The following is a 13140-nucleotide window of genomic DNA, read 5'->3' on the forward strand; positions in this document are numbered from 1 at the left end:
CCGGTTCTGCGCATCAGAAGCCGATATTCAAGCCGATCAGGAGCGTCCGGGGTTGTGGATACTGACCATAATCGATTCCGTTCGTCAACAACTTGGTGTTATCACCCGCCGTTCCGTTGATACCAATTTCCGGATCGAGGCCGGTGTATTTCGTGAAAGTCAGCAGGTTGGTCGATGAAACATACAGCCGGGCCTTCGTCAGCGTGTTCCGGGTAAATTTGCCCAGAACCGGCGCCGGAATGTTGTAGCCAATGGTGAAGTTTTTCACCCGCATGTACGAACCATCTTCGATAAAACGATCGGACGTACGGCTGTTATTGTTTGGGTCGCCACTGACGGCGCGGGGCACATCGGTACCGGTATTCGTCGGCGTCCAGGCATTCAATACGCCTTTGCCCGCATTGAATAACCGCAGCATTCCTTCTTCAATTACCTTCGTTCCGTTGTAAATTTTATTCCCGTAAACACCTTGCAGATATACCGTTACGTCGAAGTTTTTGTAGTTGGCGCTGAAATTGACGCCGTAGCTGAACTTCGGAATGTAACTGCCGAGATACGTCCGGTCAGCATCGGTGATCTTGCCATCGCCGTTGACGTCTTTGAACTTGATATCACCCGGTGAGGTATTCTTGGTCGGATCATGGGCTTCCCGCGTTTCAGCCCGGTTTTGCGCCCGTGGGCTGTTGAACACATCGTCGAGCGACTGGTAAATTCCTTCCACCTGCCAGCCGTAGAACGACTGAATGGCCTGTCCGGCTTCGGTTTTCGTGATATCAAAACCGCCAAAGTCCTGATTCAGACCAGAGTAGAGCGTGGCGCTTGGCGTAGCCAGGCTGGTAACCTTGTTGCGCGTAATGTCCATGTTGGCCGACAGATTCCAGCGGAAATCACCTTCGTTGTGGCTGTAACCGGCCTGAAATTCATACCCCCAGTTTTTCATGCTACCGATGTTGGCCAGGGGCGGAGAAGCGTATCCAATCGAGTTCGGAATTGGCACATTCAGCAGCAGACCATCGGTTTTGCGGTTATAAACTTCCGCCGTGAAGGTTAGTTTGTTGCTGAACAGTCCCAGATCGACGCCCACGTTCGACATCGTGGTCGTTTCCCACTTCAGGGCCGTATTGCCCAGGGAGGCAAAATAGGAACCCAGCACTTTGTTGGCTCCAAAGACGTAGTTGGTGTTGTCCGCCGAAATCAGCGATTGCCAGGCGTAACTGCCGATTCCGTTGAAACCGGTTTGCCCGATGCTACCCCGGATTTTCAGTTCCGACAGGTTAGGCACCGACTTCATGAACGATTCTTCGCTAACCCGCCAGCCCACGGATGCCGATGGGAAGGTTCCCCATTTATTGCCCGGCGCAAACCGCGACGAACCATCCCGGCGAACCGACCCACTGATCAGGTATTTACCGGCGAACTCATAATTGACCCGGCCGATGTACGAAATCAGCGCGCTTTCGTCCTTGCTGCTCGTTACGCCGGGGTTGGAAATCCCCTGCAGAACGTCGATGTCGTTGTTGGGCCGAAAACCGTTCCCGTTCAGGCTCGAACTCCGGAAGGTCTGCTTCTCCGCAACAACCGTCGCATTGATGTAATGCTTGCCAAACGTTTGGTCATACGTCAGCTGGTTGGTCAGGATCGGAGAATAATAGGACGTCCGGTTGTCCTGAATATTGTCCTGCGTCCGGCTTTTGTAGCCGTCGTTGTAAATCGGGAACAGGTTCGTACCAATCGCCGTCACGATGTCCGCGCCAAAGCTAAACCGGTATTTCAGGAAGTTGGTGAATTTGATTTCCGTGAACAGCGTTCCCAGCAGTTTAACGCGCTGGTTGTAACTTCTGTCCTGGAGGGCAATCCGAACCGGGTTGTCGGGATCGGAACCGTCGGCAGCCGTCGGTGAGCTGTAACCGCCCGCTTTGGTCGGGTCCGAAACCGGCCAGTAGGGCAAATTCCGGATGGCCTGCATGATGGCCGTCCGACCACCGCCGAATCCCTGCTCCCCGCGCATTTTATCGTACGAAATCATCAGCGTCTGGCCGAACGTCAGAAACTTGGTGATCTGGTGGTCCGAGTTAATCCGGACATTACCCCGTTTGTAGTTCGTACCAATCAAAATCCCTTCCTGATCGAAATACCCCGCCGAGGTGAAAAACCGGGAGACGGCGTTCCCGCCCGATACCGAAATCTGGTGTTGCTGAATCGGCGCCGTCCGCAGCATCACATCCTGCCAGTCGGTAGCGGTTTGGGCGAAAGTCTGGGAAGCACCATCGTAAATCGGGGTATTCAGATTGCTCAACCGGGCCGGCATGGCAATTTTGGCGTTGCCCAGCAAGGCCGTTGCGTATTGAATATACTCCTGCGTATTCAGCAGATCCAGCTTTTTCCAGGCCGTTTGCGTTCCAAAATACGTATCGAAATTTACGTGGAGTTTGCCGTCTTTCGTTCCTTTTTTGGTCGAAATGATCACCACCCCGTTTGAGGCCCGGGAACCGTAAATAGCAGCCGCGCTGGCATCTTTCAACACTTCCAGCGACTCGATGTCCTTCGGATCGAGGTTGTTCAGATCACCCGACGGAACCCCGTCGATCACGTACAGCGGACCCGATGCGTAGTTGATGGAACCGACGCCCCGAATGCGGACAATCGGCGATTGACCCGGGCTCCCGTTGTTCACCACCCGAACCCCCGGAACGCGGCCCTGCATGGCCGACTCCGCACTGATCACCGGCAACGCCGTCAGGTCCTTCGGCGTCACGGACGAAACCGCCCCCGTTACCGACGCCCGTTTCTGCGTACCGTAACCCACGACCACGACTTCTTCCAGCGCGCGCTCGTCTTCCACCAGCGTAACCGTCAGGTTCGTCCGGCCGTTGATGGGGACTTCTTTGGAAGCAAAACCGACAAAGCTGAAAACCAGCGTGGCATCGCCCGGCGCATTGATCGAAAATTCGCCCTCGCCGTTGGTGGTCGTTCCCCGGGTCGACCCTTTGATGACGACGCTGACACCCGGCAAACCGTCGCCACCCGCCCCCGACACTTTCCCGCGAATGTCGTCCATCGGTTTATCGGCCGACAGCACCGAGTAACCAATCCGTTCCAGTTTGATGACGTTCAGATCGGCGGACGTAACCGGCTCGCTGCCCACCTGGGGTTCAAAGGCCTTCTTTTCAATCTGGTTTATTTTACGAAAAAACCGGGTTCCCTTTTCCTTGGTCGCCACGATGACATAAAAATTTGCCTGTATTTTTTCAAATGTTAATCCTTTGTCCGACAGCAGGTTGGTCAGGGCTTCTTCCACCGTGCGATCCCGGTGGCCGGTCAGAACCACTTTCGTATCGACCAGATCCGTCCGGTAAATGAACGACACCCGGTATTGTTTTTCCAGTTCCGACAAAGCCGCTTTGAGCGTTACGACCGGCGCAGCCAGATCTTTCTCCTGCAGCTTGATTCGATGTCCGTTCGATGCAATCAGTTGAGCGTTTGTCGGGATGGTTCCGACCAGTATTACTCCCCACAGAAATAAAAGTATTTTTTTCATGCGCAGATGGTTTATTCAATAACAATATGATTCGCTTTTCGGGTAATTTTCAGGTCAAAAAGGCCGGAAAGACCTTTCAGAATCGTGTCGGCATCCTTGCCGGGAATGGTTCCGGAAATCTTCTGTTGCTGCAGCTCCCGATCCCGGATCTCGACGTCCAGTCCGTAGGTTTCCTTGAGCAGCTGCGCAATTTCGGCCAGGGTCGTGCCTTCAAAAATCAGCTTATTCATGCGCCAGGACGAGTGCGCCACCGCATTGACGGTTTTCTTGTAAAAGGCATTTGTCTGGGTATCGGCGTAGAACATCTCGCCCGGTTTCATATCCAGGTGATTGGTGGGGCTGTTGGCAACCCGCATCTGAATGTGGCCTTCGTTCAGCACCACCTTCGTCTTCGATTTGCGGGTGTAGACATTAAAGCGCGTTCCGAGCACCTCGACGTTCATCTGGCCGGGAAGATGCACCTGAAACCGCTGGTGATTTTGGGTATGAACCACTTCGAAGAACGCTTCCCCTTCCACCCACACTTCGCGGGGCGTTTCGGTCTGCCATTCCTGCATGTACCGAATGGTGGTGTTGCCGTTCATGGTTACGACAGACTGGTCGGGAAGGACAATCCGGCGGGTCTGGCCAAAACCGGTATGCAGCGAGATCGGTTCGGAAACAATGGAGCGCTGGTAGAACAACAGCGAGCCAACAGCCAGTAAAACCGCACTAATAGCGGCCGCAGCCAGCCAGCCCCATCGCTGCCCGATCCGTCGAATGGGCCGATTGGTGCGCGCTTCAGTGACCTGTAAATCAGAGGGATTTTTTTTGCCGGATTGGATTCGGTTGAAAAGTCGCTGGGCATCCAGCCGTTCGGTCGCATCGAGCGGAAGTTCGGTCGGTTCGGTCAGGTCAGCATCGAGCAGTTGCTGCAACTGCTGCTGCCCATCGGCCGTAGCCAGATACAGCAATACCGCCCGGGCTTCGTCCGGGGTACATTCGTTCCGTAAATATTTCTGTAGAAGTGGTGTATCCATTAAAGAGTTTAGGGAAAACGCTTCTTAACTGGATACACATTTGCGAACCAATAGTATTACTCGTCAAAGAAAAAATTAGCGGGAAAGCAGAAAAAAAATCAAACCGGGGAGAATACCCTCCAAATCCGCGTGTTTGCTGAGGTAGTCTTTCAGAAATTTGGTGGCCTGCGAAAACTGGACTTTAACGGTGTTGACCGAAACCGATAGCTGCCGGGCCACCTGTTCATTGTCCAACCCGCTGAACACCCGCAGCCGGAACACTTTTTCGCGCTGGGGCGTCAGGTGCTGCAGGCCCTGCTCCAGAATGGCACTGTATTCCTGAAATTGAAAGGTATGATCGGTCGTTTCGGCGCCGTTGAGCTCTTCGATTTCGGCCGACAGGTACTCCCAGATGGACTGATGGTGATTGCGAATCACGTTCAGCACATGGTTTTTCATCGAAATCGACAGGAAATTCTTGATGGAGCAGGTTTCGTTGATATTATCGCGGTGGTCCCAGAGTTTGAGAAAAATATCCTGAACCGCATCCTCGGCCAGATCGGGATTTTTCAGAAACCGCATTCCGATGGCCATCAAATGCTTATAATACCGGTAAAAAATTTCCTCAAAAGCAGTCTCATCGCCCGCTTTCAATCGCAGGGCAATTTCTTTTTCAGCGTCTTGGCTCAACCGAACGGGTAATTTTCGGATATGCATGAACTGACCTTTTGACGAATTTCGGTTAATCGGTTAGAAAGCGACTTATCAATTAGCTAAAGTAGGGATTAAAACCGTACGATTCCAATAAAAAATTCTCTTTAAGCGCAATATATCAACAATTCTCCATAAATAATCTTCCTGTCGCTTAATTACTGCCACGGAAAAATGGCGAAAAAAACCACGTTCCGGTCTTCAACGCGGACCGTCAAAACGAGCCTAAATCCATTCTCTGCCAGTATTTACTTTATTTCAGAAGCTTTAGTATTAAATTGGGGGCTTATTCCTAGACCACTATGAAATCCATTCTTCTTTTCCTGAGTCTGCTGATTATTTGTACCGCCAGTGTTTTTCAGCGCCCGAATCAAAAACCGCCCGGCACGGAAAAACCGCTGCAAATTAAACAGGACCTCCAGACCGGTACCATTTCCATTTTCCGGCTGAATGGCAAAGCGCCCATTGTTACCCAGAATGCGAAGGCGGATTTCCGGCCTTACCTCCACCCCATCGTTGCCCCCGACGGCAAGGGCATTCTGACCGAATACAGCCCCGGCCACCACAAGCACCAGACTGGTATTTACTGGGGATATACCCGCGTCAACGGCCGGGATTATTTCCACCATCCGCAAGGCGACTACTGGCGCCGGGTTTCGGCCAAAGTGGTGAAAGCCAGCGGTACGGAGGTGAAATGGCAAACGGTTTACGATTTACTCGACGAAAAAGGCAATGCGGTTTTGACCGAAACCCAGAACTGGTCAATGCGCGAACAACAGGGGAAATATTTGCTCGATCTGGAATGGAAAGGCAAAGCCCAGACCGACGTCACGATCGGGAAATACGATTACGGCGGGCTCTTTGTGCGGATGCCCTGGAAAGAAGGCATGAAGGGCGAGGTAATCAACGCGGCCCGGCAACGCAACGAAAAAGCGGAAGGCCAGCGCGCCATGTGGGTCGACGTGGGTTTGCAGGTGGAAGGCCGGAACGATCTGGCGCACATTGCCATTTTCGACCATCCCGAAAACAAAGGCTATCCCCAGACCTGGCGGGTCGATAATCAGATGGGCATTGGTCCGGCGCGGGCGCGGAACGGCGACTGGAAAATTGAGAAAGGCGATACGGAAACCATTCGCCATCAGGTAGTTGTTTACACCGGCGACCTGAACGACGTGGAACTGACCAAGACCTGGAGCAATTTCAGTGGCGTCAACTCCACCTCGCAGCTTTGGGGAATTGCGCAGAAAGAAGGCCTGGAAGCGAAATTTTTGACGCCACAGGCGGCCGTTGAAAGCATGACGATGAAGGACGGTTACAAGGCCAACGTCTGGGCGTCGGAACCGATGATGACGCAGCCAATGGCGTTTTGCTGGGACGATCGCGGCCGGTTGTGGGTGGCCGAAAACCGGGATTACGAATCGCGCGGATACGGTTTTTCCAAAGCCGGTAACAGCCGGATTCTGATTCTGGAAGACACCAACGGCGATGGCGTGGCCGACAGTAAAAAAGTATTTCTGGACAGCATTCCGTTTCCGTCGGCGATGGCCGTGGGTTTCGACGGCTTGTTTCTGGGCGCACCACCGAACCTTTTGTTCGTGCCGGATCGCAACGGCGACGATCGGGCGGATGTGAAAGATATCGAAGTCCGGCTGACGGGCTGGGGTATCCGCGACCGGCACGAAACGCTGAACAGCCTGCACTGGGGCCCCGACGGCTGGCTGTATGGGTTACAGGGTTTTGCGACGCCCTCGAAAGTTCGGAAACCGGACGGCAAAGGGAAACTCTACAAACACAACGATCCGTTTCCCGAAGATATTCTGAAAGGCGAAGGCGTGGACATCAACGGGGGCGTCTGGCGGTATCACCCGATCAAAGACCGGTTTGAGGTGGTTGCACACGGTTTCAGCAATCCGTGGGGCATTGATTACGACGCCAAAGGCCAGCTTTTGATGACGGCCTGCGTCATTCCGCACCTCTGGCACGTCATTCCCGGCGGTATTTACCACCGGCAGGGCGGGCAACACTTCAATCCGTACGTGTACGAAGACATCAAAACCATTGCCGACCACAGCCACCGGTCGGCGCACGGCGGAGCGCGGGTTTATCAATCCGATGCGTTTCCGCAGTCGCAGCAGGGGCGGATTTTCATGGCCAATATTCACGAACACGGCATTCTGTCGGACGTTCTGGAACCAAAAGGGTCGGGTTTTGTAGGCCACCACGGCGACGATTTCTTGCAGGCCAACAACGCGCAATGGGTGGGTTTTAGCATGGAAATTGGCCCCGACGGTGGGCTTTACGTGCTCGACTGGCACGACGCCGACATTTGCGGCAAAGAAGTGCTGAACGGCGAAACCGGTCGGATTTTCCGGATCATGCCGAAAAATTCGCTGGCCGAAAACTGGACCGGGCGGTACTCCGATCTGAACAAAATGACCGACCAGCAGTTGGTCAATCTCCAAGTAAGCAAAAGCGACTGGCACGCGCGACGGGCCCGAATCATTCTGCAAAACCGGGCCGTAAAAGGTAAATTATCGGGCGAAACCCACACGCAACTCCGCCAGTTGTTCGAAACGAATTCGAACGCCGACTGGCGGCTGCGGGCGATGTGGGCGCTGCACGTAACCGGCGGTTTTGACGCCAACGCGCTCGTCAAAGCCCTGGACGACAGAGATCCGTACGTCCGCGCTTGGGCCGTCCAACTGCTGTGTGAGGACAAATCGCCTTCGGCCACCGCTCAGGAAAAGTTTGTCCGGATGGCCAAAGAAGATCCGTCGGCGGTGGTGCGGCTTTACCTGGCGGCTGCCCTGCAACGCGTCGATACCGAATCACGCTGGAAAATAGCCGGGGAATTGATGGCCCACGGCGAAGACAAAGGCGATCATAATTTACCTAAAATGATCTGGTTCGGCCTGGAACCGCTCGTCAAGCAGAATCCGGGCCGGGCGCTGGAACTGGCGAACCGCTGTGAGATTCCGCTGGTTGCGCGGTTTATTGCGCGCCGGGTTGTCGATGCCGACGCCACGCCAACGCTCATCACCGCACTTGGAAAACAGCCTAAAAATCAGATCAATCTGCTGGAAGGCATGCGCGACGGGCTGGAAGGCCGTTCGGATCTGGCGACTCCGGCCAACTGGAAAGCGGTTTACGCCAAACTAAAAGCGAATCCCAAAACCGCCCAGCTCGCCCAGCAGGTGGCCCAGCAGTTTGGCGATACCGAAACCGCCCGCAAGTCGCTGGCCACGCTGAAAGACCGGAAAGCGCCCCTCGACCAACGGCTGAAAGCCCTGAAATCCATTGCGAGCCAGCAACGGCCGGAATTGCTGGCGGAACTCCCGGTTTTGCTGAACGAACCGAATCTGCGCACCGAAACCATCCGCGCCATTGCCGGGTACGACCGCGAATCGCTGGGTGAACTGATGCTGGCGCGTTACCCGGAATTCAGCGCGGCCGATAAGCTCCAGGTGGTTCAAACGATGTCGTCACGACCCCGCTACGGCTGGCAACTGACCCAGGCGCTGAAAAACAACAAGATTCCAAAGCGGGATGTGCCGACCTATGCGGCCCGACAGTTGCTGCGCGTGGTGGGCAGCGGTTTTGTCGAAGTCTGGGGACCGATCGAGCAGCACGGCATTGACGAAAAAGCGTACAACCGCTACCAGAAGTTGCTTTCTGAACGGGCTTTACTCAGCGCGAATACCACGAAAGGCCGACTGGTTTTCCAGCGCACCTGCGGTCCCTGTCACAAGATGTACGGCGAAGGCGGCAGCATTGGTCCGGACATTACCGGCTCAAACCGGGCGAATGTCGATTACCTGCTCAGTAACATCCTCAACCCGAGTGGCGAAATCCAGGATGATTATAAAATGGTGGTGGTGACCACCCGCGACGGCCGAACGTATTCCGGCAATGTGGCCGGGGAAAACGAGCGGCAGCTGACGTTGCGCGTGGTGGGTCAGGATGCCGTGGTGCTGAACAAATCGGATATTCAGTCGCGAGAGGTGACGCCCAACTCCATGATGCCGACCGGTTTGCTCGACGCCCTGACGGAAGATGAAGTGATTGATCTGGTGGCTTTTCTGCGCACCACGGGGCCGGTGAAACAGGCTCGCAAATAAACGACGGTTCTCTACGCCGGGTGCTGACGGTTCAGGGTTCAGCACCCGGTTTTTCGTGAACGGTTTACCCTTCCATTGCCTACTATTCCCGGATTCATTTCGGCAATTCACCTACTTATTTTTCCTTCCTCCGTTCCTCTCTGCCAATTTCGTGCTTCGAATAGTAAACACGAATCATTGATCGAACATGCTTTTTGCGGCACTTACCAGTTGTCTATTGCTTGGAATATGGCATTTTGGGACGAAAAAAGAATTCCTTTCGAACGCTCCCCTCCCCGGTTATGATGAGTTACAGGCAAAATGCAGCCATCTGGAAACGCAGCTCCAGCAAAGTCAGGCGGAACAAAACCGGCTGGCGTCCGAACTGGAACTGCGTCATCGGGAGCTGACGACGCAGACACTCAACCTTTTGCAGAAAAACACGCTGATGGAAGAGGTTCGCGAACTGATCAACGAAATTCTTCAGGCAACGGCTGGGCTGCCACAAACGGCGCTGATGAACTACAACCGCCTGATCCGACTCATCGATCACAGCTTCAGTCTGGATAAGGAATGGGAGGATTTCAAACTGTATTTCGAACAGGTTCACCAGCATTTTTTCGTCCGGCTGAAAGAAAACTGCCCCGACCTGACCGCGGGCGAGCTGCGGTTGTGTGCGCTGGTCAGGCTGAATTTGAGTCTGCGCGAGTCGGCCACGATTCTGGGTATTTCGCCGGATAGTGTCAAAACCGCCCGGTACCGCATCCGGAAAAAACTGAACCTGCCGGAAGCGGAGAATCTGACGGATTTTCTGCTGAAAATTTAAGCGGTTTTGCGCTTGTTTGCGATCATTGCCAGACTAGTTTACTTTTTGTATACTGATTTGTAAATTCTGTTCACCACAAGTACACTTGATTGAAATACAATAAGTTATCCTATCAAATACTTTTGCCGAAGTAAATTAAATTTATAAACAGTCCCCGTATTTGTGTCGTGATCAATCATACAGATTCCTTTTTGGTGCCGGTTTTTGGTCGCATAGCGACTGAATGTTTGTAGCAAACCGCATGCTCTTTTGTCGGGGGTCGCGTAGCGATCTAACTAAGCCGTTTGTTCGATCGCTACGCGACCACAACGGGTGGAAAGGCTTCTTCTACAAACATTGGGTCGCGATGCGACTTCGTCGGCAGACCGGCAAAAATTGGACAAAACGGCAACGAATAAAACAGAAACAACAACAATGAAAACAAAAGCAAACAACGAATTGATGGCGTACGGCCTGATTACCCTGCTGATTCTGGTTTTTACCATCATCACTCATCCGTAAAATCCGACGTTATGAATGACCGGCAAATTCTCCTTATCAAATATTCCTGGAGCTATATTCTGCCCCAGGCGCAGCAGACGGGCCAGCGGTTTTACGTCAAACTGTTTGAACTGTCGCCCGCGCTGCAACCCATGTTTCGCAACGACCCGGAACTCCAGGCCCGCAAGTTTATCGCGATGATGACCCTGCTGGTCCGCCGATTGCAACACGCCAGGGATTTGACGTACGAACTCGAAGCACTGTCCCGGCGCCATGTGCGGTACGGAACGCAGGCCACGGATTATGCGCCGGTGGGTCTGGCGCTTTTCTGGACGCTGTCGCAAACACTCGGCGACCGCTGGACCGGCGAAATTCAGTCGGCCTGGCGGGAACTCTACACCGCCATTTCGAACGCAATGGTGACAGCCACCCGTCAGCCAGGCTGAGCAAAACCGCCTGCCGAATGTATCTGGGACCTCAGCTCGCTGAGGTCTTTTTTGTTTTAGATTCCAGCTACCGCTGGACTGAAAAACCGGTTTTAGGTTGGTGTCTACTTTTTGTTTACCGCTTAGGAATCATGTTCACTTTTTGTATACAATCCTGGCGACAACTGTAGACTTTTTGTATACCCGCTAAAATTGCATTCCCCCTTTGACTGACCCTACTTTTGCATCGGCAACGCAAAACGGCCACCCGGGGACGCCGAAAACCGCTCAGAGTAGGCAGATCAATCACACCAGTTCAAACACAAATTCAAATGAAAAAGCAAGTTTCGAAAATCACGCTGAAAACCGACAAAATCGTCTCTTTATCGAAAATTCAGGCTCAGCAGGTAGCCGGTGGTGCCCGTCCGACGGCCAGCAACTGTACGACCAAGATTTGTAGCATCTAAGTTCGGATGGTCCACACGGGTGGTTTTCAATTTATGAGTAGAATCCTACTAGCTACCAACATAATCCTGCTAGTTACAAATTGCGATATAAATACCGTGTTCTCATTCACCAGTTTTGTATCGGCCCATCAGAAAGGCCACCCGGGGACGCCGAAAACCGGATCAGAGTAGGCACATATCACACCAATTTAAAAAGATCATGAAAAAGCAAATTGCCAAATTGACGCTGAAAACCGATCAGATCATTTCCTTATCGAAAGCACAGGCTTCGAAAGTAGTGGGGGGCATGGCCCGCAACACTGCTACCGGTTGTACGACGAAGGGATATTGCCCGACGGAACCCTAAGCCTCGCTTCCATAGCATGCATTTCCAAAGCAGCATTTCTCACCAAATGCTGCTTAATTTCATTTTCCAGTTACCTGTTTTAGCCTGTATTACAAATCGTTACCACCATGAAATTGGGTCTTCTTGAATTCGGAACCGGATGCGTCAGTCCGATGGATATTGTTGAAAATGTATTGGAATACGGGCAACGGGCCGAAGAATTAGGCTACACCCGGTTTTGGCTGGGCGAACACTACGGCGCTTCCTCGGCCTACAGCAATCCGGAAGTGCTGCTGCCGATTCTGGCCGGGATGACCAGCGAGATCAAAATTGGAGTGGCCGGTTTGCTGATGGCGTTTCACAATCCGTACCGCGTGGCGGCTGCGTTCAAAGTGTTGAACAACCTGTTTCCTAACCGAATCGACCTCGGCGTGGCGGGTGGGGGCGCTCCGCCGGAAATTGCGGCCCACCTCGTTCCGGAGTCCGATCTGTCGATTCCGGCGATAAAAGTGGAGCGGTTTATCAAAAATACGACGGCTTTGTACGACTATTTATATGCGGAAGAAAACGCGAATCAGATCGTGCCGTTTGGCGGTTTTCTGCCCACGTTCTGGTCGCTGACGGCCAGCCTGAAAAACATTCCGGTGCTGGCCAGCCAGGCTTCTTCGCTGTGCAAGTCGCTGTTTCACACCCCGATCGACGACCACAAACGGGAGGCTGAACGGCTGCATCAATACCGGGCCGCTTTTTTCGAAAACCACGGCCGGGAGCCGGAAATCAACCTGGCTTTTGCCGGTGTCTGCGCCGAAACGGATCGGCAGGCCCGCAAAATCCGGAAAGAACTGGAACGGCCCGTTGGCGTCTACAACGAACTCATTGGCTCCCCGACGTACATGCTAGACGAACTGGCCCGGCTCCAGGAAATCTACGAAGTGGACGAATTTATATTCATGAATATGGCCGAAGAAACCGGTCATAAACTCAAAAGCATCGAGTTGCTGAGCCAGACGCTCCAACGCTACGCTGCCTCACCGTATGCCACGGAACGGCTGGTCGGCATGGTGTAACGTTCAGGCGGTTTATCTAAACCGAAAACCGGTCAACAATCTAATTTGCACGATGAATCAGGCTTGAGTTCCGAAAGGGCTCAGGCCTTTTTTGTTGTCAATTCGAATGCATTTCAAGCAGCAATCTCAGCCCACGGTTAAAACCGTGGGCTATTAATTTACCAATACCAAATCGTTAATTCGGAAAAACCGGTTTCTGGTTTCGT

9 protein-coding genes are annotated in these 13140 nt (G+C 53.2%); 6 read left to right on the plus strand and 3 right to left on the minus strand.

Translation table 11 applies throughout. The features are described from left to right. Positions 1–13: 13 nt before the first annotated feature. The 3 genes from GJJ30_RS17950 to GJJ30_RS17960 form a co-directional block, all read right to left on the minus strand. On the minus strand, positions 14–3538 hold the full coding sequence (locus GJJ30_RS17950; RefSeq protein WP_154176563.1) for a SusC/RagA family TonB-linked outer membrane protein: 3525 nt from the start codon (positions 3536–3538) through the stop codon (positions 14–16). 11 nt (positions 3539–3549) lie between these two features. Then, positions 3550–4557: a FecR family protein gene (locus GJJ30_RS17955; protein ID WP_154176564.1), complete on the minus strand. Its 1008-nt coding sequence runs from the start codon at positions 4555–4557 to the stop codon at positions 3550–3552. 75 nt (positions 4558–4632) lie between these two features. Next, a complete protein-coding gene (locus GJJ30_RS17960) occupies positions 4633–5253 on the minus strand; it encodes an RNA polymerase sigma factor (protein WP_154176565.1) in 621 nt (206 codons plus the stop codon). Between the two features lie 296 nt (positions 5254–5549). Here GJJ30_RS17960 and GJJ30_RS17965 point away from each other — a divergent pair, with 296 nt between their 5' ends. The 6 genes from GJJ30_RS17965 (at position 5550) to GJJ30_RS17990 (ending at position 12934) form a co-directional block, all read left to right on the plus strand. Then, positions 5550–9365 (plus strand): PVC-type heme-binding CxxCH protein, encoded by a 3816-nt coding sequence (locus GJJ30_RS17965; protein WP_154176566.1) that lies wholly within the window; start codon positions 5550–5552, stop codon positions 9363–9365. Between the two features lie 217 nt (positions 9366–9582). Then, a complete protein-coding gene (locus tag GJJ30_RS17970; protein WP_154176567.1) occupies positions 9583–10170 on the plus strand; it encodes a helix-turn-helix transcriptional regulator in 588 nt (195 codons plus the stop codon). Positions 10171–10682: 512 nt separating this feature from the next. Beyond that, positions 10683–11096: a globin domain-containing protein gene (locus GJJ30_RS17980; RefSeq protein ID WP_154176569.1), complete on the plus strand. Its 414-nt coding sequence runs from the start codon at positions 10683–10685 to the stop codon at positions 11094–11096. A 311-nt stretch (positions 11097–11407) separates the two neighbouring features. Next, entirely contained in the window at positions 11408–11542 is a 135-nt protein-coding gene (locus GJJ30_RS32200; RefSeq protein ID WP_205880581.1) for a class I lanthipeptide, read from the plus strand. A gap of 199 nt (positions 11543–11741) precedes the next feature. Next, positions 11742–11888, plus strand: coding sequence for a class I lanthipeptide (locus GJJ30_RS17985; protein WP_154176570.1), 147 nt, complete (start codon positions 11742–11744; stop codon positions 11886–11888). Between the two features lie 107 nt (positions 11889–11995). Continuing rightward, the gene (locus GJJ30_RS17990) at positions 11996–12934 is read left to right on the plus strand and encodes an LLM class flavin-dependent oxidoreductase (RefSeq protein ID WP_154176571.1); all 939 of its coding nucleotides are present in this window, start codon (positions 11996–11998) and stop codon (positions 12932–12934) included. Positions 12935–13140 lie beyond the last annotated feature (206 nt).

This window comes from Larkinella terrae, from assembly GCF_009668025.1.
GTDB lineage: Bacteria > Bacteroidota > Bacteroidia > Cytophagales > Spirosomataceae > Larkinella > Larkinella terrae.